Source organism: Actinomadura macrotermitis (genome assembly GCF_009604375.1).
Lineage (GTDB): Bacteria > Actinomycetota > Actinomycetes > Streptosporangiales > Streptosporangiaceae > Spirillospora > Spirillospora macrotermitis.
Genome location: NZ_WEGH01000002.1, coordinates 1,364,149 through 1,390,944, shown reverse-complemented (window position 1 = coordinate 1,390,944; position 26,796 = coordinate 1,364,149). Strand labels below are relative to the sequence as shown.

Here is a 26,796-nt window from a genome sequence, read left to right as displayed (position 1 = left end):
TCGGTCGATTGCTCACCGGTATGTACCGGCGGCACCCGCCCGATTCATCGCGCGCGGCCGTGGCACGTCCCAGTGAGCTGTGGTCCGCTCCGGTTGTGCCTGTACGCCGGGCGTATCAGGGCGCAGCATCCGGACGTGAGCGTGGCCGGTCCTTCCCGGCACCCGTGGGAAGGCGATCCGCCGGCAGGTTCGATGACGGCGGGCATAGGCCGCCGCATACGGTGGTCCTGGCATGGCCGTGAGCAGAAGCCGGAGCAGACGATGAAGGCAGCCCGTTTCGACCGCTTCGGCGGCCCGGAGGTCCTGGAGATCGTGGATCTCCCCGATCCGCATCCGGGCCCCGGCCAGGTCCGGATCGCGGTGCGCGCGGCCGGCGTCAACCCGAGCGACTGGAAGAAGCGCCGGGGCCTGATGGACGAGGAGCTCCCGCAGACCCTGGGCTACGAGGCGGCGGGCGTCGTCGACAAGCTCGGCGAGGGCGTCACCGGCGTCGCCGCCGGCGACCGGGTGTTCGGCTTCTCCGCCGCGGGGGCGGCGCAGGCCGAGCTGGCGGTGCTGTCCCACTACGCGCCGATCCCGCCGTCGCTCGGCTTCGCCGACGCCGCCGCGCTGCCGGCCGCCATCGAGACGGCCACCCGCGCGCTCGACCAGCTCGGCGCCGGGAAAGGCGGCACGCTGCTCGTCAACGGCGCCTCCGGAAGCATCGGCAGCGCCGCGGTCCAGCTCGCCGCGGCGCGCGGCGCGCGCGTGATCGGCACCGCGAGCCCGGCGAACCACGACCACCTGCGCTCGCTGGGCGCCGAGCCCGTCGCCTACGGCGCGGGCCTCACCGAACGGGTCCGCGCGCTCGCGCCCGGCGGCGTCGACCTGGCGCTCGACGCCGCCGGCAGCGGGAACCTGCCCGAACTGATCGCCCTCGCCGGCGGCGCCGGGAACGTCATCACGATCGCCGACTTCACCGGCGCCCAGGAACACGGTGTGCGGTTCAGCCGCGGGGACACCGGCCGCGCCGTCCACGTGCTCGGCGAGATCGGCGAGCTGATCGAGACCGGCCGCTTCGCGCTCCCGGCCACGCATACCTTCCCCCTGACCGACATCGCGGAGGCCCACCGCGCCGGCGAGAACGGCCACGTGCGCGGAAAGCTCGTCCTGCTGGTCGGCTGACCATGGGACGGCAAAGTTCCGGCGTTCCGGCCCTGCCGTCCGATCGTCCGGGGTAGGAGCCCTGTCGGGATCCGCGCGACCACGGAAGGAACGCCATCGTGCAGACCGTGCCCGACGCCGACATCGGCGTCTCGCTGACGAAGGCCAACCACGTCGGCATCGCCGTCCGGGACCTCGACCGCACCATCCGCTTCTACCGGGCGCTGACCGGCCGGGACCCGTTCGTCGCCGAGGACATGCGGGGCGTGGAGGCGATGTACGGGCCGAAGGTGAGCGACCGCGTCGGGCCGGGCGGCGTCCGGCTGCGCTACGCGACCCTGCGGCTGTCCAACCTGAACATCGACATGATCCAGTTCGTCGACCCCGAGATGGGCACGGCGAAGGCGCTGCCGACCGACGCCGGGTCCATGCACCTGTGCTTCGAGGTGGACGACGTGCAGGCCGTCTACGACCGGATGACCGCGGCCGGCATCGAGTTCGACGCGCCGCCGTTCACCTTCACCGACGAGCACGCCCACCACGGCGCCGGGACGCGGGTGGCCTACTTCTCCGACCCCGACGGGGTCAACCTCGAGCTGATCACTCCCGCCGGCTCCTTCTCCCGCGGCTGACGCGCCGGTCCCGCGGGACGGCGCTCACATGCGGGCTTTCAGCACGTCGATCTCACAGCCCGGCGCGGCCGGGTCGAAGCCGTGCTCGGCCAGCCAGCGGATCGCCTGCAGGCTCCGCAGCGACCACCACGCGCGGATCACGTCGCGGTCGACGTCGGCGCCGTAGCCGGCGACGACCTCGTCCAGGTGCTCCTCGTGCCCGAGCGTCAAGATGGCGAGGTCGAACAGGGCGTCGCCCGGGCCCGCCTCGGTCCAGTCGATCACCCCGGTGATCTCGTCGCCGACGATGAACACGTGGGCGACCTGCAGGTCGCCGTGCGCGAACACCGGGGTCCACGGCCGGAGCGCGGTCTCGGCGATCCGGCGGTTGTGCGTGACCAGGTCACGGGGAATGACGTCGTTGGCCAGGAGCCACTCGCATTCGCCGTCGAGGCGCGCTCTGATCTCGTCGGGGCCGCGGCCGGGCCATGGCGGCAGCGGCGCGTCGTGCAGCTTGCGCACGGCGGCGCCCGCCGCGGCCCACGCCGCCGGCGACGCGGCCGACGGCTCGCCGAGGCGGCCGAGCGCCGCCCCGGGGAGGGCGGCCAGCGCGAGCACGGGCGGCTTGCGCCACAGCACCCGGGGCGTCGGGATCGGCGCCAGGGCCATCGCCGCGACCTCGACGCCGGTGCGCGCCTGATCAGAGTCGATCTTCAGGAACACGTCGCCGACACGCAGGGTCGCGCACTCATGGTGGGCGACGACGACCTCGACCTGCTCCATGCCGGCCATTATCGAGCGGACGGCCGCAAAAGTCCGCAACCGCCGGGGAAGTGCCCGGTGCCGGGCGGGGTCTCTTCAGCCCGAACCCGGGTCCGACCTGGCCGCGGCCCGGTTGAGGAGGTCGCGGACCTCGCGCAGCACCGGGACCAGCTCCGGCGGATCCAGCACCTCGAAGTCGAACCCCTTCGCCGCCACGTGCACCGCCAGCTCGCGCAGCGAGTTCGAACCGGCGGTGAACAGGCAGGTGCGGGCGTCCACGGCCTCCAGCCGCCCGGCGCCGGGCGACGTGCGCGGCGCCACCTCCTCCAGCGGGGCGTGGAACAGGACGCGGGCCCGGTAGGCGTACGGGGCCGAGGTGATGGCGTGCGCGACGTAGGCGGCCGCGTCCTCCTCGGGCGGCGTGAAGCGCGCCCCCGGCGGTCCGGGCGGCCCCTCGATCCGGTCGACGCGGAAGACGCGCCGATCGTCCTTGGCCACGTCCCGCGCCACCAGGTACCAGCGGTGCCGGGTGTGCACCAGCCGATGCGGCTCGACCTCACGCGCGGTGACGCCGCCGCGCCCCCGGTAGCGCAGCCGCACCCGGCGCCGGTCGCGGCACGCGGCGGCGAGCGCGGCCAGCAGGCCGGCGCCGACCTCCGGATCGGCCGCCCCGGGCAGCGCCACGGTCGCCGCGCGGAACGCCTCCACCCGGTGCCGCAGCCGGGACGGCAGGACCTGCTGGAGCTTGGCCAGCGCCCGCACCGCGCTCTCTTCGAGGCCGGCGACGCTGCCCGTCGCGGCCGTGCGCAGGCTGATCGCCACCGCCACGGCCTCCTCGTCGTCGAGCAGCAGCGGCGGCAGCGCGGCCCCCGCCCCGAGCCGGTACCCGCCGGCCGCGCCCGGGGCGGCCTCCACCGGATAGCCCAGCTCGCGCAGCCGCCCGACGTCGCGCCGCACGGTGCGCAGGCCGACCTCCAGCCGGTCGGCGAGCTCGGCGCCGGTCCAGTCCGGGCGCGTCTGCAGAAGCGACAGCAGGCGCAGCAGCCGCGCGGAGGTTTCCAGCATGGGCGCAATTGTGGCCTCGATCGGTGCCAGAACCTGTCACCAATGCTTCCTACCGTGCCGGGCATGACGAACGAGATCCAGCCCTACCGCGTCCAGATCCCGCAGGCCGACCTCGACGACCTGCACGAGCGGCTGCGCCGCACCCGCTGGGCCCCCGAGGTGCCCGGCACCGGGTGGGAGCGCGGCGTGCCGACCGGCTACCTGCGCGAACTGGCCGCCTACTGGGCCGACGGCTTCGACTGGCGCGCCCAGGAGGCGGCGCTCAACGCGTACCCGCAGTTCACCACCACCGTGGACGGCGCGCAGGTGCACTTCCTGCACGTCCGCTCCGCCGAGCCCGGCGCCACCCCGCTCCTGCTGCTGCACGGCTGGCCCGGTTCGGTCGTGGAGTTCCTCGACCTCATCGGCCCGCTCACCGGCGGCGACGAACCCTTCCACCTGGTGATCCCGTCGCTGCCGGGGTACGGCTTCTCCGGCCCGCTGCCCGGCCCCGGCTGGACCGACGGCCGCACCGCCGCGGCGCTGGCGGAGCTGATGTCCCGGCTCGGCTACGACCGGTACGGCGTGCAGGGCGGCGACGTCGGCGCGTTCATCGCCCCGCTGGTGGGGCGCGCCGCGCCGGACGCCGTCATCGGCGTGCACGTCAACGGCCTGCTCACCTTCCCCGGCGGCGATCCGGCGGTCATGGGCGCGCTGAGCGAGGCCGAGCGCGGGCGGCTGGCCGGGATGAAGGAGTGGCAGGAGAAGCTGGGCGCGTACATGCAGGTCCAGGGCACGCGCCCGCAGACGGTCGCGGCCGCGCTGCACGACTCCCCCGCCGGCCAGCTCGCCTGGATCGTGGAGAAGTTCAAGGACTGGACCGACCCGGCCGCCGAGCTCCCCGAGGACGCGGTGGACCGGGACCGCATCCTCACCGACGTGAGCGTCTACTGGTTCACCGGCACTGCGGGCTCGGCGGCGCACACCTACTACGAGCGGTTCAACGACTTCACCATGTGGGCGCCGAAGGAGCGCGGAAAGGTGCCGACCGCGGTCGCGGTGTTCCCCACCGACTTCTCGGTCCGCCCGCTGGCCGACGTGGTGCACAACGTGGTGCGCTGGACGGAGTTCGAGCGCGGCGGCCACTTCGCGGCCCTGGAGACCCCCGACCTGCTGATCGCCGACCTCCGGGCGTTCTTCAACTCAGGAGGGCGCGGAGCCTCCTGACATCCGGGGCTCCAGAGAGGGCGGGGGCGCCGTCGATGACGAAGGTGGGCACCTGGCGGACGCCGAGCTCGGCCGCACGTTCCTCATCGGCCCGGACGTCGGCGGCGTAGGCGTCGGTGTTCAGGACGGAACGCACTGCCGCGTCGGGCAGGCCCGTCTGCGCGGCGAGGTGCCGGAGGACCTCGGGGTCGGCGACGTTGACGTTGTCGACGAGATGGGCCCGGAACAGCCGCTCGACCATGGCGTCCGCCAGGCCTTGACCGGCGGCCAGGTGGATGAGGCGGTGCGCGTCGAAGGAGCTGACGGGGCGGGCGGTGGCGGGGCGCAGGTCCAGGCCCTCGGCCGCGCCCAGCCGCCGGATGCGCTGGAACACCGCGGTGAGGTCGGGGCCGTCCAGGCCGAAGCGCCGCGTCATCATCTCGGCCAGGGTGACGCCGGGGGCCGCCGGCTGGTCGGGGCGGAGCTCGAAGCTGCGCCAGGTGACGCCGACACCACTCAGACCGGCGAGGGCCCGTTCCAGCCGCTTCTTGCCGAGGTAGCACCACGGGCACATGACGTCCGACCAGATCTCCACCTCAGTCACGGGGCTGCTCCTTCAGGAAGAGGGCGAGGACCAGGCCGGCCGCCATGACGCAGCCGACCACCACGAACACGGTGTCCATCGCGCTGGCCATGCCCTCCAGGACGGGCCGGGCCAGCCGGGGGTCGAGGTGTCCGAGGTAGGAGGTGTCGTCGAGATCGGCGCCGTCCAGCAGGCGCCGCGCTCCGGGATCGCCGGCCAGCGCGGCCTGGAACGCGGCGGTGCCCTGCGCCCGGTGCAGCGCGGCGGTGATGCGTTCCTCGGCCAGCGAGAAGAGGATCGTCAGGTAGACGGCGGTTCCGGCGGTGCCGCCGATCTGGCGGAAGAAGGTGTAGGAGGCGCTGGCGGCGCCCATGGCGCCCGCGGGCGCCGACGCCTGGACGGCGATCAGCATGACCTGGAAGCACAGGCCGATCCCGAGGCCCATGAGGGCCGCGACGAAGCCGGTGAACCACAGCGGCGTGCCGGGCGCCAGCCGGGCGAAGGCGAAGGCGCACGCGGTCATGGTGGCCAGGCCGAGCAGCAGCAGGCCCTTGTAGCGGCGCGTCCGGGTCACGAAGGGGCCGGACAGCCTGCCCGCCGCGACGATGCCCAGGGTCTGCGGCAGCAGCATCAGCCCGGCCGCCGTCGGGGACAGGCCCTTGACGATCTGCAGATAGAGCGGCAGGACGGCGAGCCCGCCGAACACGCCCATGCCGACCACGACGTTGACGGCGCTGCTCACCGTGAACAGCCGGCTGGTGAACAGCCGCGGCGGCAGCAGGGCCGCGTCGCCCATCCGCCGTTCGACCAGCACGAACCCGGCCAGCCCGGCGACGCCCACCGCGGCCAGGACGAGCGTGCGCGGCGCGGACCAGCCCCAGGCGCCGCCCTGCCCGGCCACGGCCAGCAGCGGCACCAGCCCGAGCAGCAGCGTCGCCGCGCCGCCGTAGTCGACGCGCTGGGCGGTGCGGGTGTGCGGCAGCCGGTAGAGCGTGACCACCAGGACGAGGGCGACGAGCCCCACCGGCACGTTCACCAGGAAGGCCCAGCGCCAGCCCGCCATCCCGAGGAGGTCGTCCATCCCGGCGAACAGGCCGCCGAGCACCGGCCCGGCCACGCTGGAGACCCCGAACACCGCGCCGAACCAGGCCTGGTACCGGCTGCGGCGCTCCGGCGGGAGCAGGTCGGCCAGGATCGCGAACGCCAGCGCCATCAGCCCGCCGGCGCCGAGGCCCTGGACGGCGCGGAACGCGGCCAGCCCGTACATCGACTGCGCCGCCGCGCACAGCAGCGAGCCGAGCAGGAACAGCGAGATCGAGGCCAGGTAGAGCGGCTTGCGGCCGTAGATGTCCGACAGCCGCCCGTACAGCGGCGTGGAGACCACCCCGGTGATCAGGTAGGCGGTGGTCGCCCAGGCCTGCAGGGTCAGGCCGTCCAGCTGGTCGGCGACGGTGCGCATCACCGCGGCGACGATCATCTGGTCGAGCGCGCCGAGCAGCAGCCCGAGCATCAGGGCGGCCATCACCGCCGCCACGGCGCCGCGCCCGAGCCGGGGCGGGGCGGGAGGGGCAAGGGATCCGGTCATGGGGGACCTCCGTCCAAATTGATTAGGCTCCGTACAATATGGCTCCGTAGATTACATGTCCATACAACTAGGGACCAGACTGTTAGGATCCGAACATGGGCACCGAGACCGAGCAGGTGGAACAGGCGGTCGCCGGGCTGTTCACGGCCTTCCGCCGCAAGCGCGGCCGCGAGCAGGCCGGCGGCGACCTGTCCGGAACCCAGCTGCGCGCGCTGGACGGCCTGGCCGAGGCGGGGCAGGCCACCGCGCGGCAGCTGGCCGACTACGCCGACGTCACCCCGGCGACCATGACCGGCATGCTGGACGCCCTGGAGGCCAAGGGCGTGATCCGGCGCGAGCGCAGCCGCACCGACCGGCGCGCGGTCCAGGTCGTCCTCACCGACGACGGCCGCGCGCTCGTCGCCGAGGCCCGCGAGCGATGGCGGCAGCGGTGGCAGCAGGCGCTGTCGGACGTCCCGCCCGAGGACCTGCAGGCCGCGATCCGGGTCATCGGCAAGGTGACGGACCTGTTCGACCGGATCTAGAGCCGGCGTCTCAGAGAAGCGGCAGGCCCGCCGCGTACCGCCGGAAGAAACCGGCCGTCGGGGTGTCCGCCGCCGCGACGGCGTCCGGAGTGCCCTCCGCGACCACCGCGCCCCCGTCCGGGCCGGCCCCCGGCCCGAGGTCGATCACCCAGTCCGCGGACGCGGCGACGGGGATGTCGTGTTCGGCCACGACGACGGTGTTGCCCGAGTCGAGCAGCACGTCGAGCGCGTCCACCACCCGCTGGACGTCGGACGGGTGCAGGCCCGAGACCGGCTCGTCGAGCACGACGAGCCCGGCCTTGCGGCTCGACGCGCCGCGCTGGATCGCCGACGCCAGCTTCAGCCGCTGCGCCTCGCCGCCGGACAGCTCCGTGGCGCTCTGGCCGAGCTGCAGATAGCCGAGCCCGACCTGGTCCAAGGCCCCCAGGATCTCCACGAGCCGCGGGGGCCCGGAGAACCGCGCCACGGCCTCGGCGACGGTCAGCTCCAGCACCTGGTCGATGGCCAGCCCCTGGTACCTGATCTCCAGCGCCTCCGGCTTGTAGCGCCTGCCCTCGCACACGTCGCAGACCACCCACACGTCCGGCAGGAAGTGCATGTCGACCAGTTTCCGGCCGTAGCCGGTGCAGGTCTCGCAACGGCCGCCGTCCGCGGTGTTGAAGCTGAACCAGGAGGCGTCGACCCCCGTCCCGGCCTCGGCGAACAACCGGCGGACGATGTCGAACGCCTTGCTGTACGTGGCCGGGTTGGACCGCGGCGTCCGGCCGAGCGGCTCCTGGTCGACGACGGCGACCCAGCCGAACCCCGCGAGGCCGGTCACCTCGCGCACCGTGCCGGTCGCCGTCCCGTCGAGGGCGGCCGCCGCGCCCGCCCCGAGCGCGGCGAGCAGGCTGCTCTTGCCGCTGCCGCTCACCCCGGTCAGGCAGGTGAGCCGGCCGGCCGGGAAGCGCACCAGGTCCGCGGTCACGTTGTGCGCGCGAAGACCGTGCAGCTCCACCCAGCCGGTGCCGCCGGTGACCGGGCGGCGGGACCGGCGCAGCCGCGGGCCCGCGCCGGCGAGATGGCGCCCGGTCAGCGACGCCGGATGAGCGGCCACGTCGGCGGGAGGGCCCGACACCAGGACCTCGCCGCCGAGGCGGCCCGCGCCGGGCCCCATGTCGATCACCCAGTCGGCCCGGGCGATCAGCTCGGGGTCGTGCTCGACGAGGAGCACCGTGTTGCCGGCCGCGCGCACCTCCAGGGCGATGTCGAGCAGGTGCGCCTTGTCCACCGGGTGCAGCCCGGCCCCGGGCTCGTCCAGGACGAAGACGATGCCGCTCAGCTCGGTGCCGAGCTGGGCGGCGAGCCGGGTCCGCTGCAACTCGCCCCCGGACAGCGTCGCCGCGCTCCGGGACAGCTGGAGATGGGCCAGGCCGAGCCGGTCCAGGATCGCGAGCCTGCGGTCCAGGTCCTGCAGCAGCGGCTCGCCCACCTCGCGCTGCCGGGCGCCCAGGCCGTCCGCCACGCGCTCCGCCCAGCCGCGCACTTCCCGTACCTCCACCTCGATCAGGTCGGGATACGTCAGCCCGCCGAGCCGCACCGACCTGGCCACCTGGTCGTAACCGCTGCCGCCGCAGGTGGCGCAGGGCCGCTTGCGCATGTACGGCAGGTAACGCTGCTTGGCGCTGGAGGTCTGGGCGTTCACGAACACCCGCTCCACCTCGGCGAGCGCGCCCCGCAGCGGCCCGCTCGAGGTGTAGGTCATCAGGGCCGACCCGTTCTTGGTCGGTACGCCGACGGACGCCTCGATCGTCTCGTCGCCCGTTCCGTACAGGACGCAGTGACGGAACTCCTCAGGCAGCGACCGCCACGGCCGCCCGAGGTCCACGCCCCGTTTCTCGGCGAGCGCCGGGACGAACATGTGCTCCCCCGACCGCCACTTCGCGAACCAGGGCGAAGCCCCCTCGAAGAGCGGGAGCTCCGGATGGGTGATGACCAGATCCTCTTGCGCCTGCCAGCGTCCGCCCACCCCGTGGCAGTCCGCGCAGCCCCCTTCCGGGGAGTTGCGGTCGAAGTGGGCGGTCGTCAGCTGCCCGTCCCCGCTCTCCGCCGCCGGGCCGACTCCCGGAAGGCGCGAGTACAGCAGCCCCAGGTGCCCGTCGATGCCGGTGATCGTCGCGACCGTGGAGCGGGGGTTGCGGTTCAGGCGGCGCTGGTCGACCGCGAGCGTCGCGCCGAGCCCCCGGATGCGGTCGACCTTCGGGCGGTTGCGCTGGGTGATGTACTGCCGCACGAACGGCGAGAGCCCCTCCAGATACCGCAGCTGGGCCTCGCTGTGCAGGGTGTCGACGGCCAGCGAGGTCTTGCCGCTGCCGCTCACCCCGGTGAAGGCGACGAGCAGGCCCTTGGGGATGCTCACCGACACGTTCCGCAGATTGTTGGTGCGAGCCCCCACCACGTCGATGGTCTCGCGCCCCGTACCCGCGACGCCCCGCACGCCGCTCAACGGGACGCCGCAGCGAGCTTGGGGGCGTAGACGCTCATCCAGTGCGGGTGCAGCCGGTAGTAGACCACGTCGTTGTCCCAGTCGAAGAGGTCGTCGCCGTAGAAGTCCTTGAAGTAGGCGAGCAGGTCCGGCCAGTCCGCGGCCGGCTCGCCGCCCGGAGGGTTGAGGACCTCCACCGTGCCGTGCGTGAACACGCCCAGATCCTCACCGCGCATGTGCGCGACGCTGACGGCGGGACGGGCGGCCAGATGCCGGGCCTTGGCGGCGGTGCGCGCCGTGCCGAAGTGCCACTTGCCGCGCAGGAAGTGCCCGTCCGCCCCGCTGATCCGCGGCTCGCCCTTCGCCGTCACCGTGGACACCGCCAGGGTGCACATCCCGGTGAGGACTCCGGTGAGCTCCGCCGCGGTCAGCGTGCTCTCGGCATTGATGATCGAGCGGAGATGCGAGGTGGCACGGGAGAGGGAGGCGTCCAGCAGGGCCTGCAGCTCTTCGAGATCTTCTCGCGTTTCGCGCATGGGGATCCTCGTCTGTGTCCGTAGGGCTCGGCCCGCGCTCTCCATCGACGCGACCGGCGACCCATGCTCGCCGCGAAACCAGACACCTTGTGTCATGTTTTCCATCGACTGTGCAGATACCGCCGGGGTTGCTCTGTCGGCGGGCGGACGAGGGCGACGAGGTGAGGTGGGCCGAACCGGCGTCAGCAGCCCTGGGCGGACTCCCAGAACTCCAGCAGCACGGCCAGATCGGCGAGCGCCGCATGGCCTCTACCTTCGGGGGCGGTGGGACTCAGAGGTCTAGGGCGCCGGATTTGATCTGGCCGACGAGGGCCGCCAAGCCGGCGGGGCGCAGGGTCAGGCGCGGGCCGCGCGAGTCCTTGGAATCACGAACGTGGGTGACCTCGGTGACGTTGGTGGACAGCTCAACGCACTCGCCGCTCGTTGAAGTGTTGCTGCGGCTCGACTTGCGCCACTCGATGTCGTTGCTCATTGCATGGCCTCCGCGTTCGTGGGTGGCGGAGCTCAGAGGTCCAAGGCTCCGGACTTGATTCGGCCGACGAGGACGGCCAGGCCGACGGGGCGCAGGGTCAGGCGCGGGCCGTGCGGGTCCCTGGAGTCACGGATGAGGGTGACGTCGGCGACGTTCGTGGACAGCTCGACGCATTCATTGTTGGTCCTGCTGTTGTTGGCCTTGCGCCACTCAATGCCATCGATCACTGCATGACCTCCACGTTCGAGAATGGCGGAGCTTAGAGATCTAGGAATCCGGACTTGATCCGGCCGACCAAGGCGGCCAGATCGGCGGCCCGTAAAGCCAGGCGCGGACCATGCGGGTCCTTGGAATCACATATGTAGGTGACCTCGGCGATGTTGGTGGACAGCTCGACGCACTCGCCCCCCTGCGTGCTGCTCTGCCCGGCCTTGCGCCACTCGATGCCGTCGATCACTGCATGACCTCCACGTTCAAAGGTGGCAAAGCTCAGAGGTCCAGGGCCCCGGACTTGATCCGGCCGACCAAGGCGGCCAGGCCGGCGGCCCGTAAAGCCAGGCGCGGACCGTGCGGATCCTTGGAATCACGGATGTAGGTGACCTCGGTGGCGTTGGTGGACAGCTCGACGCACTCCCCCTCGATCTTGCTGCTGCCGGCTTTGCGCCACTCGATGCGGTGGATCACTTGTGGCTCTCCACAATGCTCATGATCAGCTTGCAGGACTCCGACTGAGGCAATGCTTCGAGCCTGAGCCGCTCATGCAACACCCTGGCCTCCTTGACCTCGGCGGTATCCCGCACGAGGCGGCAACTGGTGGATGCCTCTACGTACGCCAAGTCTCGATCCGGCAATTCCCAGATGATGTGCCCACCGGCCGTTCCTCCAAGATCAGCGCCGCATGTCAGCGGGATGATCTGGAGTGCGACATGGTGCAAGGTCATCAGCTGGAGCAAGTGCTCCAACTGAGAGACCATCACCTCCGGTCCGCCTACGAGTCTCCGCAAAGCGGCCTCATGGATCAAGATCCACAGCAGCGGCGGGTTCTCTCGGCCGAGGAGAGTCTGTCGCTGGAGGCGCTCCGCCACACCCGCTTCCACCCTCTCGGGGGGCAGACGCGCCGCCCCATAGAGGGCTCGGATGTATTCCTCATTTTGGAGAAGTCCAGGAATCACCAGCGTCTGATACATCCATACTTGCCGAGCGTCCTGTTCTGCCACATTGGCGAATTCCGCCTTCCACCCTCCCAGGTGCTCGCGCTGGGCGTGGTGCCAGAGGAGCCAGAACAGCTCGCCCGTGCCGCAGTACTCGTCGGCGAGCTTGGCGAAGTCCTCGTCCGGGGCGTGGGTCTGGCCCTCGTAGGCCTGGATGGTGGAGCGGGCCATGTAGAGCTCCTTGGCCAGGCCGTCCTGGGACAGGCCGCGGGCCTCGCGCTGGCGGCGGAGTTCGTAGGCGAATACGGCATAAATGCTCTTTGTGCCGTCTATCGGGTCGGGCGGTCGGGGCATGGGGGCTGCCTTTCGCCGTCGCGCTGCGTGGCGATCCTTCGCATTCTCAGGATAGGCCGCCGAAGGCACGCTTGGAAGCGCAACGCGACGGAATGCCGACGCTCCGTGAACGCCTCCAGGGACGGGTGATGATGGCCGAGGAAACCTTCGAGCGCGCGATGATCGCCACGCCGTCCGCCGTCGGCCTGCTGCGCGACCTGGCCGAGGCGCACCTGCGCAAGTGGGGGCTCTGCGCCCTGGTCGACGACGCCCTGCTCGTCGCGTCCGAGCTGATCACGAACGCCGTGCGGGCCCGGCCGCGTTCCCTCATCGGCTTCCGGCTGGTGCGGCAGCGGGCCGTGCTGCGCATCGAGGTCTACGACACGAGCCCCGGCCGGGCCGTGATCACCCCGTCGCCGGACGGCGGGCGCGGGCTGGTGATCGTCGAGGCGCTGGCGCGGGAGTGGGGGCAGCGCGCCGAGCCCGCGGGCGGCAAGTCCGTCTACGCCCTGCTGGACCTGCCGGTCTCATGACCCCGCCGTCGGTCTGGCTGGCGCGGCTGCGCACCGCCTTCCCCACCTGGGGGTTCGTCCATGATCCGGGGCGGGGCGTGTGGACGGCGGTGCGCGGCCGGCACGAGTTCGTCCAGGCGCGCTCGGCCATCGAGCTCTACACCGCGCTGGAGGGCCGCCGCTGATCGTCTTCCAGCTCCCGCAGTCGCTCGAGTTCGCGGTCCGCCGCCTCGCGGTGGCCCAGTTCCAGGGCCATGGTGCCGCGCCCGTAGATGTAGGCCGCCTTTTCGCGGATGCGTGGATCCGATGCGCGGCTCATGGCCCGGAAGCCGAACTCCAGGCTGAGCCGGGCCTCCGACATCCAGTCGCGGAACTCGACCGGCAGGTGGTCGCGCACGACGTCCTTGAGGTGGTCGCGCATCCGCAGGTCGGCTTCCTCAGGGCCCGGCTCGGTCGGGCGGTGCGGGTGTTCCCGCAGGTCGTCCGCCCACCGGGCCAGTGTCTCGGCGGCCTCTTCGGCGGCTTCCACGTCGGCCAGGTCGGCGGCGAACACCTGCCCGGCCAGCCGTCCGGCCTCGCGTGCGCGTTCCCGGTCGCCGGCGCAGGCGGCCACGAACGCCGACAACGCGGCGCTCCGCCGGCGCAGCTCGGCGAGTCGGCGTGCTCGGTCGAAGTCCATGTCAGTCCAGGGTGAGGGGGGTGGCCGCGGCGATGTGGGTGAGCTTATCGGGGTTGCGGATGAAGTAGAGGCCGGTGACCAGGCCCTCTTCGAGGTGGAGCGCCATGACGCTGTCGAGCTCGCCGTCGAGGCGCAGCAGGAGCGCCGGGTCGCCGTTGACGGTGGTGGGCTCGCCGGTGAGCTTGCCCTCCTTGTCGCCGAGGGACGCCAGCAGGAGCCGGCCCACCTTCACCAGGCCCGTGACGGGCCGCAGCGCGGCGCTGCGGACGCCGCCGCCGTCGCTGATCAGGACGACGTCGGGCGCGAGCACGTCGAGCACGCCCTGGATGTCGCCGGTCTCCACTGCGTGCTGGAACGACGCGAGGGCGGCCCGCGCCTGGCGCGAGGACACCGCTTCGCGGGGGCGGCGGGCGTCGACGTGCTTGCGGGAGCGGTGCGCGATCTGGCGGACCGCCGCGGGGGTCTTGCCGACGGCTTCGGCGATCTCGTCGTAGCCGACGTCGAAGACCTCCCGCAGCACGAACACGGCCCGCTCGGTGGGCGAGAGCGTCTCCAGGACGAGCATCATGGCCATGGACAGGCTCTCGGCGAGCTCGGCGTTCTCGGCGACGTCCGGGGCGGTGAGCAGCGGCTCGGGCAGCCACGGGCCGACGTAGGACTCCTTGCGGCGCCGCAGGACCCGCAGCCGGTCGAGCGCCCGCCGGGTCGTGATGCGCACGAGGAACGCACGCTGGTCGCGGACCTGCGCCAGGTCGATCTCGGCCCACCGCAGCCAGGCCTCCTGGAGGACGTCCTCGGCGTCGGCGGCCGAGCCGAGGATCTCGTAGGCGACGGTGAAGAGCAGGTTGCGGTGGGCGACGAAGGCCTCGGTCGCCGGGTCCGCGACGTGGTCGTGCATCCTCGGATCCTTCCAGGGAGCGGTCAGGCGTGCACGGGCTGGTTCTCGCGCGCGGCCTGGACGCGCTGCAGCCGGCTGTCGTCCTTGGCCTTCAGGACGCGCGCGCCGGGCTTGCGCGCCTCGTCGGCCAGCTGCTTGACGGTGTGGGTGACGACGAACTCCTTCAGGCGCGCGCCCGCGCGGCCGCCGACGTAGAAGCGGATGGCGGTGTCGTCCTTGCGCGCGAACTGGAAGATGCCGGCGCCGCGGCCGAGGCTGACGCACAGCCCGGCGAAGCCGACGCTGACGGCCTCGGGCCGGCCGCCCTCGATCCGGCGGAGCACGGCGTCGGCGGCGTGCGGGCCGAGCTGGACGGCGGACTGGCAGCCCATCCGGTAGGGCAGGCCCGACGGCGAGGCGGCGTCGCCGGCGGCGACGATGCGGTCGTCGTCGACGCTGGTCAGGGTCTCGTCGGTGAGGAGGCGGCCCGCCTCGTCGACGCTGAGGCCGCTGCGGGCGGCCAGGTCTGGGACACCGAACCCGGCGGCCCAGATGGTCAGGTGGCCGCGCACCTCGCTGCCACCGGCGAGGCGCACCGCGTCCGCCGTCACGGCCGCCGCCTCGGCGCCTTCGACGACGGTCACGCCGAGGGCCGCCAGCCGCTTGGCGACGAAGCGGCGGCCGTTCGGGTGGAGGTAGGGGCCGAGCCGCCCGCCGCAGACGAGGGTGACGGTGCGGCCCGCCTCGGCGAGCTCGGCCGCGGTCTCAATGCCGGTGGCGCCGCCGCCGACGACCGTCAGCGCCGCGTCGGCGGGCGCGGCGTCCACGGCCTGCCGCAGCCGCTCGGCCTCCTCCAGGGTCGCGAGCGGGTAGGCGAACCGGTCCGCACCGGGCACCTCCGGCGCGCCGCTGCGGCTGCCGACCGCGTAGACCAGGTAGTCGTACCCGAGCGTGCCGCCGCCGGCGAGGGAGACGGTGCGCGCGTCCCGGTCGATCGCGGTCGCGGTGTCGACCACGAGCTCGACGCGCTCGTTCAGGACGTCCTTGTAGTCGACGACCGCGTCGTCGGACCCCGCCACCAGCTGGTGCAGGCGGATCCGCTCGACGAAGGAGGGACGCGGGTTGACGAGGGTCACGGTCACGTCGTCGCGGCTGGTGAGGCGGTTGGCCGCGAGGACTCCGGCGTATCCGCCGCCGATCACGATGACTTCGGTCATGGTCTCTGCTCCGTTCGCTCGGGGTTTCGCACACAAGGCGTCCGCCAGAGCGGACTTGTGACATCACGTGGCCCAGATCACATCCATGGCGGCTGAAACGGGTCCTCATCCCTGACTTTCGGCAGTAACCCGGCAGATCACCGGCTTGTAGCGTGAACGGCGTGAACGGCTCGGGGACGCGGCGTGCGGTGGTCGGGAACGTACTGCTGTGGGCGCTGATGACCGCTCCCGTAATCAGCGGCAACCTGACCCCGCTCGAACCGGACAAGCCCTTGTGGTGGGCGACGATGGCGGGGGTGGTCGCGCTCGGTGGCGCGGTCGCGGTGAGCCGGTCCCGGCCGCTGGTGCTCTTGGTGGTGTCGGCGCTGTTCCTGCCGGTGCAGGGCAACTTCGCGTTCTCGCTGCCCGTCGCGGCCTACCTGGCCGGACGCCGCACCCCGCACGCCCGGCCCGTCGTGTGGGTCTTCACCGCGATGTTCACCGGCGGCACGCTGTTCAACATCGTCCGCGGCATCGACGTCACCACCTGGTTCCCGCTGACGATCTGGTTCGTGGTGATCGGGGTGCTGCCCTGGCTCACCGGCCGGTACTGGCGGCAGTACCAGGAGCTGGTGCGCGCCGGGTGGGAGCGCGCCGAGCGGCTGGAGCGCGAGCAGCGCATCGTCGCCGAGCGGGAGCGGATGCGCGAGCGCGCCCGCATCGCCCAGGACATGCACGACTCCCTCGGCCACGAGCTCGCCCTGATCGCGGTCCGCGCCGGCGCGCTGCAGGTGGCGCCGGACCTGGACGAGCGGCACCGCGCCGCGGCGGCCGAGCTGCGCGCCGGCGCCGCCGACGCGACCGACCGGCTGCGCGACATCATCGGCGTGCTGCGCGAGGACGCCCCGCAGGACGCCGCGCCGGTCCGGGAGAGCATCGCCGACCTGGTCGAGCGCGCCCGCGCGTCGGGCATGCCGGTGCGGCTCGCCGGCTCGGACGTCGCCGGCGGCGCGCCGATGGTGGCGCTGGCCGCGCACCGGGTGGTGCAGGAGGCGCTCACCAACGCCGCCAAGCACGCGCCCGGCGCGGACGTGACCGTGCGGGTGGAGCGTTCCGGCGGCCGCAGCATCGTCACGGTGGTCAACGGGCCGGCCGCCGGTCCCGTGCGGCCGGCGGTGTCGGGCGGGCACGGGCTGACCGGCCTGGACGAGCGGGTGCGGCTCGTCGGCGGCACGCTGCGCGCGGGCCCCGACGGCGCGGGCGGGTTCGCGGTGACCGCCGAGCTGCCCGACGTCCCCGCCCCGGCGCGGCCGGAGAGCGAGTCGGCGTGGCACCTGGCGCGCGGCCGGCAGGAGGTCCGCCGCGGGCTGATCACCGCGATCACGGTCCCGGCGGCGCTGGTGGCGTTCCTGTCGGCGATCATGCTGGGGTACTACGCCTACGCCACGTTCGCGTCGGTGCTGCACCCGGCCGACTACGCGGCGCTGCGCGTCGGGCAGCCGCGCACGCAGGTGGAGCGGGTGCTGCCGGAGGTCGAGCTGCTCAACGCCGGCGACGTCCGCTACCGCTTCGCCCCACCGCCGCAGCGCGCGCGCTGCGCCTACTACCGTTCCGACGGCAACCTGCTGGGGCTCGGCACGGTGTACCGGCTGTGCTTCGCCGACGGCCGGCTGGCCGCCAAGGACGCGGCGCCGCCGCCCAGGGAAGGAGACCGGTGATCCGGGTACTGCTCGCCGACGACGAGGCGATGATCCGCGCCGGGGTCCGGGCGATCCTGTCGGCCGACCCCGATGTGCAGGTGGTCGCCGAGGCCGGCGACGGGCACGAGGCGATCGAGCTGGCGCTGGCGCACCGCCCCGACGTGGCGCTGCTGGACATCCGGATGCCGCGGCTGGACGGCCTGGCCGCCGCCGCCGAGCTGCGCCGCGTCGCGCCCGGCACGGCCGTGGTGATGCTGACGACGTTCAGCGAGGACGACTACATCGCGCGGGCGCTGGCGGACGGCGCCGCCGGGTTCCTGCTGAAATCCGGCGACCCCCGGGAGCTGATCGCGGGCGTGCGGGCCGTCGCCGGCGGCGCCGCGTACCTGTCGCCCAAGGTCGCGCACCGGCTCATCACCGAGCTGCGCGGCGGCCGCCTCGCGCACGGCGCGGCGGCCCGCGGCCGCATCGAAGCGCTGACCCCGCGCGAGCGCGAGGTGCTGGCGCTGGTCGGCGCGGGCCTGTCCAACGCCGAGATCGCCGCCCGCCTGCACGTGGTGGAGGGGACGGTGAAGTCCTACGTCAGCGCGATCCTGACCCGGCTGGAGGTCAGGAACCGCGTGCAGGCGGCGATCATCGCCTACGAGGCCGGCCTCTGCTGAACTCAGGCGTCGCGGTGGCGCAGGGTCGTGCGGGCCGCCCACAGGGACGCCGCCGTCCAGGCCGCCAGGATCAGCAGGCCCACCGCCTGCGGGTAGGAGGCGTCGTCGGCGCCGCCCATGAAGATCCGCCCGGCGGCGCTCGGCAGCGCGTCGGCCACGTGCTCCAGCAGCGGCGCGTCGGTGCCGTCCAGCAGGATCGGCACCGCCATGACCAGCAGGAACGCGGTGGTGAGCGTGCCCGCGGTGCTGCGCAGCAGCGTGCCGAGGCCGAGGGCGAACACGCTGATCAGCACCAGGTAGCCGCCGATCGCCAGCGCGTCGAAAGCGGTGTCGGCGGCCGAGAACCGGCCCCACTCACCCAGCGCGAACCCGGCCACCGCCGTGCCGAGGAGCCCCGACAGGACGCCCAGCGGGAACAGCGCCGCCGCCGCTACCGCCGCCTTGGCCAGCAGCATCCGGCCGCGCGGCGGCACGCACTGCAGCGTGCCGCGGACGCCCCCGGTCGCGTACTCGCTGGTGATCATCAGGATGGCCAGGGTGAGCGGCACGAACTGCACCAGGTCGACCGCGCCCACCGCGACGCCGCTGACCGACACCACGCCCTGGTCGTCGGTGGTGATCTCGTTGGTGTTGTCGGACGCCACCGACGAACCGAGGATGAGGCACATCAGGCCCATCAGCGCCGGCGTGCCCGCCAGCGACCACCAGGTGGACCGCAGCGACCACAGCTTGGTCCACTCCGCCGCGACCGCGCCCCGCAGCACGCTCATCGTCCCGTCACCCCGTACTCCACGCTCGTGCCGGTCAGTTCCATGTAGGCCTCCTCCAGCGACGCCTCCTGCGCGCTCAGCTCGTACAGCGGCACGCCCGCCTCGTGGCCGATCAGCCCGACCCGCTCGACCGGGACGCCCGTCACCACCAGCCCGTCCGCGCCCGACCGCGTCACCTCCGCGCCCGGCTCGGCCGCCAGCCGCGCCGCCAGGACGTCCGGCCGGGGCGTGCGGACCCGGACCGCGTTGCGGGAGCTGCCCGCGATCACGTCCGCGACCGGCGCGTCCGCCAGCAGCCGGCCCCGGCCGATCACCACCAGCCGGTCGGCGGTCTGCTGCATCTCGCTCATCAGGTGGCTGGAGACGAACACGGTGCGGCCCTCGGCCGCCAGCGACCGCATCAGCCGCCGCACCCACAGCACCCCGTCGGGGTCCAGGCCGTTCACCGGCTCGTCGAACATCAGCACCCGCGGATCGCCCAGCAGCGCGCCGGCGATGCCGAGGCGCTGCCCCATGCCGAGCGAGAACGACCCGGCGCGCTTGCCCGCGACGGCCGTCAGCCCGACCATCTCCAGCACCTCGTCCACCCGCCGCGCCGGGATCGCGTTGCTGCGCGCCATCGCCAGCAGGTGCGCGCGGGCGCTGCGCCCGGGATGCACCGCCTTGGCGTCCAGCAGCGCGCCGACCTCGCGCAGCGGGCGCCGCAGCGCCGCGTAGGGGCGGCCGCCGACCAGCGCCTCGCCCGCGGTCGGACGGTCCAGCCCGAGCACCATCCGCATGGTCGTCGACTTGCCCGCGCCGTTCGGCCCGAGAAAGCCGGTGACCTTGCCCGCCGCCACGTCCAGCGTCAGGTCCTGCACGGCGACCCTGTCGCCGAACCGCTTCGTCAGCCCCCGCATCGTGATCATCAGGCGGCCGCCTTCCGGCGGCCCAGGTGGCGGGCCGCCTCGACCAGCACGGTCACCGCCAGCGCCAGGCCGAGCCCGACGGCCACGCCCTTCAGCGGGTCGTCCTCGAACGCGACCCCGCCCACGTAGCCGAGGACCGTCCCGTAAACGGCCCAGCCGACCGCCGCGATCGCCGCGAACAGCGAGAACGACCGCAGCGGGTACCCGGCCGCGCCCATCGTCAGCGTCACCGCGGTCCGGCCGCCCGGCACGTACCGCGCCACCACCAGGACCAGCCCGCCGCGCTCGGCCAGCACCCCCGACGCCCACGCCAGCGCGCGGTGCCGCCGGGTGCCCGGCCGCCCCGCCAGCCGGTCCCCCGACGCGCGCCCGGCCAGGTACGACACGTGGTCGCCGAGGAACGCGCCGGCCGCCGCCAGCGCCGCCGCCGGCAGCACCGACAGCTCCCCCGACGCCGCGTACACCCCGGCGGTGATCACCATGCTCTCGCTCGGCACCACCAGGAAGAACCCGTCGACCAGCGCGACCGCGAACAGCGCGGCGTAGAACCACGGCGACGACACCGCCGTGTGCAGCATTTCCATGATTGCGTCCACGTCTCGAACGCTAGGAAACGATCACCCGCCGGCGGACCGGGCGAACGTCACCGGCCACCCCCTACTTTCGGCAGGCGGAACCTGGCCGCGACGCAGCCGCCCGGGGGCGACGGTTCCCCGCCGGCCATCTGGCGGGCGGCGTCCCGGGCGGCGCGCAGGCCGTCGGCGCCGCTTCCGCTGTACCCGTTCTCATAGCCGCCGTCGAAGGGGTACGGCAGGGGCGTCTGCCGGTCCATCGCCATCCTCGGTCCGTAGTTTCTTCTCAGTGCTGCGGGGAAGACGGCTGCGAGCCGATGGCACATCACCCCCGACGGCTGCTCCCCCTAGACCGGGGCCCGAACGGTCACCGGAAGCGGTGACCACGGGTTTTCTTCGTGAACCGGTTTAATTAGGCACGATTCGCCGACGCCCCGCGCCGCCGGCGCGCTTGCGGAAAGCGATCAGAGCGTGGTTGGTATCAGGCGCGCAGGGACGCCGGCTGTCAGGTCGCCTGAGGGCGAGCGAAGGAAGGCGGAGATGAGAATTTCACTGATCGGTGAGCTGATGGTCGAGGACGACCAGGGCCGGCCGGTCGACCTGGAGAAGGGCAGCAGGCGGCGGCAGCAGAGCGTGCGGGAGCTGATCTGCGCGGTGGCCATGCAGAGCCCTGGCGCGATATCCACGCGGGAGCTCAAGGCGCTGTTGTGGGATGTCGACTCCACCCAGGACTACACCTCGGCGTTGACCACGCGCGTCTACAAGGCGCGCAAGGCGCTCGGACCGCTCGCCGAGCGGCTGGTGACCGAGCCCGCTCCGCTGGGAGGCCGGCAGTACCGGTTCGCGCTGGGGCCGGGCGACCACATCGACGTCGCGGCGTTCCGCGAAGGCGTCAAGCTCGCCAAAAAGGCGCAGCAGGAGGGGCTGTTGTCGGAGGCTGCCGCGCATCTGCAGCAGGCGCTGACGCCCTGGCGGGGGGTGCCGTTCAGGCAGGGGCTGCCCGATCTGCCCGACACCCCGGCCGCGAACTGGCTGCGCCACCCGCTGCTGACACAGCGGCGCTCGGCCGTCGAGGCCTACATCGGCATCCAGCTGGACCTGGGACGGCATTCGCCGGCGCTGGTGGAGCAGATCACCGAATACCTCACCCTGGACCCGGTCAACGAAGTGCTGCACTGCCGGCTGATGCTGACCTGGTACCGGCTGGGCCGGCGGACGGAGGCCCTGCGGACCTACCAGCAGGCCGCCGAGGCGATGGAGGCCGAACTGGGGGCCGCGCCGGGAGCCCTGCTGCAGCGGATGCGCGAACAGATCCTCGCCGAGGACGAGACGCTGCTGTGGCGTGCTCCCGAGCAGCCGCAGCAGCGGCCCCTGCCCGTCAACACGATCGACAACGTCGGCGTCACCGACTACCTGCTGGGCGGGAAGAACAACACCGCGGCGCAGCGGGCCTGGGTGCAGGCCGCCGCCGACGGCTCCGACACCGTGAAGCTGCCCGCGGAGAACCGCGAATGCATGATCCGCATGGTGGAGGTCCTCGCCCGGGACGGCATCCGGCAGTTCCTGGACCTGGGATCGGGGATGCCGGTGCCGGAATGGCCGCACGTGCATGAAGTGGCGCGGCGGGTGTCGGCCCAGACCCCGCGCGTGGTCTACGTCGACTGCAATGCCGACGTGGCGATCCACACGCGGGCCCTGGTGATCGACAACAGGTCGACGTTCTTCCTGGAGGCGGATCTGCAGGAGGCCGACAAGGTCCTGGATTACGCGCGGCGCCATCTGGACCTGTCCGAACCGGTCGGCCTGCTGTCGGCCAACACGCTGCAGTACGTGGGCGAACCGGACGAGGATCTGGGCACCGACGACGTCGTCAAGATCATCCGCCGGTACGTCGGCGCGCTGGCGCCCGGCAGCGCCTGGGCCATGACCCACCTCAGCGGCGACCGCCTGCATCCGCGGCAGCGGCCCTACATCGACTCCCGCAACCCTGACGCCGCGATTCCGCAGAACCTGCGCAGCCCCGAGCAGATCGAACGACTGATGGTGGGGCTTCCCCTGATGCCGCCCGGGCTGACCGACGTGGGGAACTGGCGACCCGAGCAGCCCTACGTCCAGCGGCCGATGAGGATCCTGGGAGCCGTGGGCCGGGTGATGGCCGCACGCTGAGCCGAGGCGGCGGATCGATGGCGGCGCGGCTGGCGCGATATCGGCCCATCGCGGGACGGCAGCGCCCGTTTCGCACCTCCCTCGCTGTCTACGCGGATCGGTCCCGGAAAGGTTTCCTTTTGGGGTGACATCTGCGGTGACAGTGACCGGTTTACGGTGATCGCCATGTCTGATCTATCGGCTGCCGCTTCGGCGTCCACTACGCGGCGAGGGCGCCCGGCCGGGATGAACGACCTGCACAGCCGAGGCGGATGGAGCCGGGATTCCGGCCCGCAGGGCGCGCGGGTGTGGAATCACTGGCTGGGCGGCAGGGACAGCTACCTCCACGACCGGGAGGCCGCGGCCCGCCTGGAGGAGCGGGCCCCGGGCACCAGAACGGCGGCCCGGCACCACCAGGCCTGCACGATGCGGGCGACCGCCCACATGGCCGCGCAGGGGATCGACCAGTTCCTGGACATCGGCGTGGGCCTGCCCGTCACCGGCAGCACCCACCAGATCGTCCAGAACATCCACCCGGGCGCCCGGGTGGTGTACGCCGACAACGATCCCGTCGTGATGGCGCACGCGCGGGCGTTGCTGGTCGGTGACCGGGCCGGCTCGGTCGGCCATCTGGACGCCGACCTCGCCCAACCCGATGAGCTGCTCTTCAACGCTGCGGACATGCTGGACTTCCACCGGCCGGTGGGGATCGTGCTGACGGGGGTGATGGAGTGCATCCTCGACCACGATCAGGCCCGGCGGATCGTGCAGCGGCTGATCCGCACGGCGCCCGCCGGCTCCTGCCTGCTGTTCACGCATCTGTCCGCCTGGTCCGGCCGGCCCGGCTGGCGGCCCCCGGCCGCCGATTCCCTGGTGGCCGCGTGGAACAAGACGGTCCGGCCGTTGATCACCGCACGTGCTCCCGAGCAGATCCACGGCCTGCTGGACGGGCTGGAGCTCCTCGGCCCCGGCCTGGCGCCATGCGAACGCTGGTCCCTGCAGCCATCGCCGCCTCCCGCTCCCCCGGCCGCGCCCGACCAGGTCCAGTGGCTGTGCGCCCTCGGACGGCTTCCTTTCTGAGCGTGCGCCGCGACCCAAGATCGTGACCTTGCTCCAGGTGCGCGGGCGATGTCCACGGCCTCGCCGGCGCTGCACCTCACCGGGCCGCCGGTGTACGGCGGCTGCGCCTTAGGCGACCAGACGGCTTGCTCCCGAAAGGACACGCGTTGCCCCTGTCCCCGGTTGCCGTGCTGTACACACTGCCCCAGTTCGCGGCCCGCGTCGGCCTTTCGCCCAGGACGCTGCGCGCCAAGCCGCTTCCGGCGAGGGACGCGGTCGATGCCGACGGGCTTCCGCTGTGGACGCGGAACACCATCGACGCCTGGTGCCGGGGCAGCGGGCGCAAGGTGCCTGCGGACGCGCACTGGATCTTCCACCCGCCTGAGCAGCGCTCCGGGACGCCCCGGCCGGCCCGGCTGTTCCACACCGTGATCGAGGACGATCGGAACGGGAACCGAGCCCTGGGCACAGCGGTCCACGCGATCGGCTGGCGGACCGGGCCCGGGGTGCTGGTGTACCTCACAGCGGTCGATGAGATCGACAGGATCGGGGAACTGGACCACACGCACTGGCCCGTGCTGCTGACGGACGCGGGCCTGCTGCCGGCCGACCTGTGGCGCCAGGCGGTCGTCGTCACCGACCCGGGCGTGCTGCTCGAGCAGGGCGCCGAGGCCGAACCGGACCTGCAGGCGTGGACGATCGCCCTGCCCAGCCCCGCCGATCACGGATCCCGGGGCGGGCCGGCGGGCCAGGCGGCGGCCGAGCGGCTGGCGGTGCTCCCGCGCGACTGGATCGCTCATCTGCTGGCCGGAGGGCTTCGCTCCTCCCACGTGCCGGTGTGGGGACGGGGACTGCGGCAACGTCAGGCCATCGATCACCAGCGCATGAACACCGGATATGTGACCGTGCGGAACACCACGTCCAGATGGGTATGGCTGATCTCGCTGCTGTACGCGGCGGAAGACGCCGATCTGCGGAGCACGCACCCGGCCGCGTTCTACGCCCTGGCCCTCTATGCCGGTGAGGCCATGCGGGCGATCCGGGACTGGTACCCCTCTCTGCCCGACCGGGTCAGAAGCCGCGTGGCGGCCGTGCCGCAGCTGCCCGAGCCGGCCGTGATGGACGGCTTCATGATGGCCTTCAGCAGGCCTATGAGCGTCACCGTCGCCAGGCTCAGGACCGAGCTGGCCGACCTGCTGCGCATCGAGCGGGATCTGCCTGCCGTCTGCCCGTTCGGTGACGCGGTCGAGCTGGCCTGCAGACTCCTGGCCACCCTTCTGGCCGACCTGGACGAGGCCGCTCCGAACACCTCTGTCGTCATCGACGGCACCTCCATGCCGGCCGAGAACCGGCTGATCTCCGCGTCCAGATTGCGCGACCACACCATGCCGTGCAGCAGCATGGTCCACCCGCCCCCGGGGCAAGGGTGACCCCGCCCTGCTGGACCGGCCCTGCCCGCGGCTCCCGACGGACTGGCAGGAGTTCCACTCTCCACGGTCGTACACGTTCCCGTCGATCCGCACCTGGACGAGTCTGGAAGACGCATCACCGCTGACCTTTGGACGGCGGGCTAGGCGCTCTCCAGGATGCGGGACGCGGCGGCGCGGACGGCCGGGTCGTCGTCCATCTCCACGATCGCGTGGATCGCCGGGGTGATGTCCTCGACGACCTGGCGGGCCATGTCGTGCCAGGTGGGGTCGGCCGGGGGCGGCGCCGTCCGGACGGCGTGGATGATCCGGCCGGCCAGTTCCAGCAGCTCCACGCGGGCGGGGGTGGCGCGCAGCGAGGCGATCACCAGCAGGTACGGGAGCGACGCGGCGGCGGCCTGGGCGACCTCGCCGTCGCGGTGCAGCAGCTCGCCGAGGGCGGCCACCGCCTTGGGCGCGGACGGCCCGCGCGCCGCCGCCAGCAGGTCGGGGAAGGCCGTGGCCGGGCCGGACACGCCGTGCAGCCCGGACCAGTCGATCCGGTGCAGCCGCACCATGACGGAGCGGGCCGGCCACAGCCCGTCCGGGTCGAGGGCGAGCGTCGCGGTGCCGGCCGGGCCGCCCGCCCGCAGCGTCGCGCCGGCGTCCAGGGTGATCACCTCGATGGCGGGGCCGAGCTCGAGGTCGGCGGCCTCACCGGAGTCCAGGTCCCACAGCCGGACGGTCCCGTCCGCCCAGGCGGCGGCGAGGGCCCGGCCGGTCTCCAGGCGGGCCAGCGCGACGGCGGTGACGGGCCCGCCGCGGCGGGCGACGCCGAACGGCTCGGGTTCGATGCCGGGCGCCCAGAGGGAGACCAGGCCGTCGGCGTCGCCCATGGCGACGATGGGGCCGGGCATGCCGGCGGTGGCGGTGACGCCGTCCGGGAGGCGCAGCCCGTCCGCGAACTCCAGGCCGGGGTCAGGCCGGGCGAGGGGCTCCTCGGAGACGGACACGATCGTGTAGCCGTCGCCGCCCGGGACGTTCAGGCGCGGCGGCGTCGACTCGGGCTCGCAGATCCACTCGTCCCAGTCCACCTCCAGGACGCGCGCCACCTCGCGCAGCGCCTCCTCGGTGCGGCCGGTGGCGACGAGCTCGAAATCACCGATCCCGGTGTCGTGGAACAGGATCGCGTCCGGGGCGCCGTACGCGGTGACGTGCCTGCCGAGTTCGCACCACGGCTCCAGGCCGAGCGGCGGGTACGCGGCGCGCAGCCGCTCCAGGACTTCGCCGGGCAGTTCGCTCACCTCGACCGTCCAGCCGAAGTGGCGGGGCAGCCGGTCCACGGCCAGGTGCAGGAAGAACTGCGAGACGGACGCGGCCTGCAGCACCCAATCGTCGCCGGTGCTGACCAGGACGCGCGGATCGGGCTCGGCCGAGTCGGCGGCCAGGTAGCCCCACTCGTTGCAGTACTGGTTCTCGGCCATGAAGACACAGAGGCGCGGGTCGCCGTTGGCGGGCATGAAGGGCGAACCGGGCGGTAGGGCGTCCGAGACGCCGTAGCCGGTCGGGTCGGGCCGGAGCGTGGGCGGCCATTCCGGGTTCGTCTCGTACAGGCGGGCGCTGTGGACGAAGGAGTTGAACGGCAGGTCCCACCATTCGCCGAGGGCCTCGGGGATCGGCAGGGAGGGGTCGCTGTCGTCGCCGTCCTCACCGCTCAGGCCCCGCACGTACTCCTTGTGCTCGTTGGGCGCGTCGCGCTCCCACGAGCGGGCGTCCTGCGGGACCTCGTAGCCCCATTCCTCCTGGAACCCGCGCAGCAGGTCCCAGCGGCCGGCGGGCCGGCGCAGCCGCTCCGCGAACCGCCCGTAATCGATGATCTTCCCCACCCGGGGCAGG

30 protein-coding genes are annotated in these 26,796 nt (G+C 72.9%); 11 read left to right on the top strand and 19 right to left on the bottom strand.

From position 1 onward, the window contains the following. Positions 1 to 261: 261 nt before the first annotated feature. Positions 262 to 1,164: an NADP-dependent oxidoreductase gene (locus tag ACRB68_RS18370; RefSeq protein WP_153533748.1), complete on the top strand. Its 903-nt coding sequence runs from the start codon at positions 262 to 264 to the stop codon at positions 1,162 to 1,164. Positions 1,165 to 1,262: 98 nt separating this feature from the next. Next, positions 1,263 to 1,775 (top strand): VOC family protein, encoded by a 513-nt coding sequence (locus ACRB68_RS18365; protein WP_153533746.1) that lies wholly within the window; start codon positions 1,263 to 1,265, stop codon positions 1,773 to 1,775. Between the two features lie 24 nt (positions 1,776 to 1,799). Here the strand turns inward: ACRB68_RS18365 and ACRB68_RS18360 are convergent, their stop codons facing one another. Then, positions 1,800 to 2,537, bottom strand: coding sequence for a phosphotransferase (locus ACRB68_RS18360; RefSeq protein WP_153533744.1), 738 nt, complete (start codon positions 2,535 to 2,537; stop codon positions 1,800 to 1,802). A 75-nt stretch (positions 2,538 to 2,612) separates the two neighbouring features. Further along, positions 2,613 to 3,581, bottom strand: coding sequence for a helix-turn-helix transcriptional regulator (locus ACRB68_RS18355; RefSeq protein ID WP_153533742.1), 969 nt, complete (start codon positions 3,579 to 3,581; stop codon positions 2,613 to 2,615). 63 nt (positions 3,582 to 3,644) lie between these two features. Between ACRB68_RS18355 and ACRB68_RS18350 the strand changes: the two genes are divergently transcribed. Continuing rightward, positions 3,645 to 4,787, top strand: coding sequence for an epoxide hydrolase family protein (locus ACRB68_RS18350; RefSeq protein WP_153533740.1), 1,143 nt, complete (start codon positions 3,645 to 3,647; stop codon positions 4,785 to 4,787). Here ACRB68_RS18350 and ACRB68_RS18345 read toward each other — a convergent pair. After that, complete coding sequence (locus ACRB68_RS18345) at positions 4,759 to 5,370, bottom strand: DsbA family oxidoreductase (RefSeq protein ID WP_207709725.1); 612 nt, start codon at positions 5,368 to 5,370, stop codon at positions 4,759 to 4,761. The genes ACRB68_RS18350 and ACRB68_RS18345 overlap by 29 nt on opposite strands. Next, complete coding sequence (locus tag ACRB68_RS18340) at positions 5,363 to 6,934, bottom strand: DHA2 family efflux MFS transporter permease subunit (protein ID WP_153533738.1); 1,572 nt, start codon at positions 6,932 to 6,934, stop codon at positions 5,363 to 5,365. Before ACRB68_RS18340 ends, ACRB68_RS18345 begins: the two co-directional genes overlap by 8 nt. A 95-nt stretch (positions 6,935 to 7,029) precedes the next feature. On the opposite strand from ACRB68_RS18340, the gene ACRB68_RS18335 reads away from it, so the two are divergent. Next, entirely contained in the window at positions 7,030 to 7,458 is a 429-nt protein-coding gene (locus ACRB68_RS18335; protein ID WP_153533736.1) for a MarR family winged helix-turn-helix transcriptional regulator, read from the top strand. Between the two features lie 10 nt (positions 7,459 to 7,468). On the opposite strand, the gene ACRB68_RS18330 is transcribed toward ACRB68_RS18335, so the two are convergent. The 7 genes from ACRB68_RS18330 to ACRB68_RS18300 form a co-directional block, all read right to left on the bottom strand. After that, a complete protein-coding gene (locus tag ACRB68_RS18330) occupies positions 7,469 to 9,934 on the bottom strand; it encodes an excinuclease ABC subunit UvrA (RefSeq protein WP_328594530.1) in 2,466 nt (821 codons plus the stop codon). 5 nt (positions 9,935 to 9,939) lie between these two features. After that, positions 9,940 to 10,458 carry a pyridoxamine 5'-phosphate oxidase family protein gene (locus tag ACRB68_RS18325; protein ID WP_153533732.1) on the bottom strand — a complete coding sequence of 173 codons (519 nt, stop codon included), beginning with the start codon at positions 10,456 to 10,458 and terminating at the stop codon, positions 9,940 to 9,942. 271 nt (positions 10,459 to 10,729) lie between these two features. Beyond that, on the bottom strand, positions 10,730 to 10,930 hold the full coding sequence (locus tag ACRB68_RS18320; RefSeq protein WP_153533730.1) for a DUF397 domain-containing protein: 201 nt from the start codon (positions 10,928 to 10,930) through the stop codon (positions 10,730 to 10,732). Between the two features lie 32 nt (positions 10,931 to 10,962). After that, positions 10,963 to 11,157: a DUF397 domain-containing protein gene (locus ACRB68_RS18315; protein WP_328594384.1), complete on the bottom strand. Its 195-nt coding sequence runs from the start codon at positions 11,155 to 11,157 to the stop codon at positions 10,963 to 10,965. A 32-nt stretch (positions 11,158 to 11,189) separates the two neighbouring features. After that, entirely contained in the window at positions 11,190 to 11,387 is a 198-nt protein-coding gene (locus tag ACRB68_RS18310; protein ID WP_328594383.1) for a DUF397 domain-containing protein, read from the bottom strand. A gap of 32 nt (positions 11,388 to 11,419) precedes the next feature. Continuing rightward, positions 11,420 to 11,614 (bottom strand): DUF397 domain-containing protein, encoded by a 195-nt coding sequence (locus ACRB68_RS42055; protein ID WP_328594382.1) that lies wholly within the window; start codon positions 11,612 to 11,614, stop codon positions 11,420 to 11,422. Then, entirely contained in the window at positions 11,611 to 12,435 is an 825-nt protein-coding gene (locus tag ACRB68_RS18300; RefSeq protein WP_153533725.1) for a helix-turn-helix domain-containing protein, read from the bottom strand. Before ACRB68_RS18300 ends, ACRB68_RS42055 begins: the two co-directional genes overlap by 4 nt. Positions 12,436 to 12,563: 128 nt before the next feature. On the opposite strand from ACRB68_RS18300, the gene ACRB68_RS18295 reads away from it, so the two are divergent. Together ACRB68_RS18295 and ACRB68_RS18290 are read left to right on the top strand one after the other, a co-directional pair. After that, positions 12,564 to 12,947, top strand: a complete 384-nt coding sequence (locus ACRB68_RS18295; protein ID WP_207709724.1) for an ATP-binding protein — start codon at positions 12,564 to 12,566, stop codon at positions 12,945 to 12,947. Further along, positions 12,944 to 13,111, top strand: a complete 168-nt coding sequence (locus tag ACRB68_RS18290; protein WP_153533723.1) for a hypothetical protein — start codon at positions 12,944 to 12,946, stop codon at positions 13,109 to 13,111. Before ACRB68_RS18295 ends, ACRB68_RS18290 begins: the two co-directional genes overlap by 4 nt. On the opposite strand, the gene ACRB68_RS18285 is transcribed toward ACRB68_RS18290, so the two are convergent. Genes ACRB68_RS18285 through ACRB68_RS18275 form a run of 3 tightly spaced genes read right to left on the bottom strand, consistent with a single transcriptional unit; the run spans position 13,084 to position 15,699 of the window. Beyond that, positions 13,084 to 13,605 (bottom strand): hypothetical protein, encoded by a 522-nt coding sequence (locus tag ACRB68_RS18285; RefSeq protein ID WP_153533721.1) that lies wholly within the window; start codon positions 13,603 to 13,605, stop codon positions 13,084 to 13,086. The genes ACRB68_RS18290 and ACRB68_RS18285 overlap by 28 nt on opposite strands. Before the next feature lies 1 nt (position 13,606). Then, complete coding sequence (locus tag ACRB68_RS18280) at positions 13,607 to 14,503, bottom strand: RNA polymerase sigma-70 factor (protein ID WP_153533719.1); 897 nt, start codon at positions 14,501 to 14,503, stop codon at positions 13,607 to 13,609. 23 nt (positions 14,504 to 14,526) lie between these two features. Further along, positions 14,527 to 15,699, bottom strand: a complete 1,173-nt coding sequence (locus ACRB68_RS18275; protein WP_153533717.1) for an NAD(P)/FAD-dependent oxidoreductase — start codon at positions 15,697 to 15,699, stop codon at positions 14,527 to 14,529. A gap of 218 nt (positions 15,700 to 15,917) precedes the next feature. Here ACRB68_RS18275 and ACRB68_RS18270 point away from each other — a divergent pair, with 218 nt between their 5' ends. Continuing rightward, positions 15,918 to 17,396 (top strand): sensor histidine kinase, encoded by a 1,479-nt coding sequence (locus ACRB68_RS18270; protein ID WP_153533715.1) that lies wholly within the window; start codon positions 15,918 to 15,920, stop codon positions 17,394 to 17,396. Beyond that, a complete protein-coding gene (locus tag ACRB68_RS18265; protein WP_328594381.1) occupies positions 17,393 to 18,040 on the top strand; it encodes a response regulator transcription factor in 648 nt (215 codons plus the stop codon). The genes ACRB68_RS18270 and ACRB68_RS18265 overlap by 4 nt, the downstream gene beginning before the upstream one ends. A gap of 2 nt (positions 18,041 to 18,042) precedes the next feature. Here ACRB68_RS18265 and ACRB68_RS18260 read toward each other — a convergent pair whose 3' ends face one another. From ACRB68_RS18260 to ACRB68_RS18245, 4 genes are read right to left on the bottom strand one after another with little or no spacing between them, the layout of a single operon-like run. Further along, positions 18,043 to 18,810, bottom strand: coding sequence for an ABC transporter permease (locus tag ACRB68_RS18260; protein ID WP_153533713.1), 768 nt, complete (start codon positions 18,808 to 18,810; stop codon positions 18,043 to 18,045). Beyond that, positions 18,807 to 19,718 (bottom strand): ATP-binding cassette domain-containing protein, encoded by a 912-nt coding sequence (locus ACRB68_RS18255; protein WP_153533711.1) that lies wholly within the window; start codon positions 19,716 to 19,718, stop codon positions 18,807 to 18,809. The genes ACRB68_RS18260 and ACRB68_RS18255 overlap by 4 nt, the downstream gene beginning before the upstream one ends. Further along, on the bottom strand, positions 19,718 to 20,302 hold the full coding sequence (locus tag ACRB68_RS18250) for a DedA family protein (RefSeq protein ID WP_153535070.1): 585 nt from the start codon (positions 20,300 to 20,302) through the stop codon (positions 19,718 to 19,720). Before ACRB68_RS18250 ends, ACRB68_RS18255 begins: the two co-directional genes overlap by 1 nt. Before the next feature lie 59 nt (positions 20,303 to 20,361). Beyond that, positions 20,362 to 20,550 (bottom strand): hypothetical protein, encoded by a 189-nt coding sequence (locus tag ACRB68_RS18245; protein ID WP_153533709.1) that lies wholly within the window; start codon positions 20,548 to 20,550, stop codon positions 20,362 to 20,364. 280 nt (positions 20,551 to 20,830) lie between these two features. Here ACRB68_RS18245 and ACRB68_RS18240 point away from each other — a divergent pair, with 280 nt between their 5' ends. From ACRB68_RS18240 to ACRB68_RS18230, 3 genes are all read left to right on the top strand, one after another. Further along, positions 20,831 to 22,456 carry an SAM-dependent methyltransferase gene (locus ACRB68_RS18240; protein ID WP_153533707.1) on the top strand — a complete coding sequence of 542 codons (1,626 nt, stop codon included), beginning with the start codon at positions 20,831 to 20,833 and terminating at the stop codon, positions 22,454 to 22,456. Between the two features lie 165 nt (positions 22,457 to 22,621). Further along, positions 22,622 to 23,515: an SAM-dependent methyltransferase gene (locus ACRB68_RS18235; protein WP_153533705.1), complete on the top strand. Its 894-nt coding sequence runs from the start codon at positions 22,622 to 22,624 to the stop codon at positions 23,513 to 23,515. Between the two features lie 146 nt (positions 23,516 to 23,661). Further along, positions 23,662 to 24,924, top strand: coding sequence for a hypothetical protein (locus ACRB68_RS18230; RefSeq protein ID WP_153533703.1), 1,263 nt, complete (start codon positions 23,662 to 23,664; stop codon positions 24,922 to 24,924). Between the two features lie 140 nt (positions 24,925 to 25,064). On the opposite strand, the gene ACRB68_RS18225 is transcribed toward ACRB68_RS18230, so the two are convergent. After that, positions 25,065 to 26,786, bottom strand: coding sequence for a WD40 repeat domain-containing protein (locus tag ACRB68_RS18225; RefSeq protein WP_153533701.1), 1,722 nt, complete (start codon positions 26,784 to 26,786; stop codon positions 25,065 to 25,067). Positions 26,787 to 26,796 lie beyond the last annotated feature (10 nt).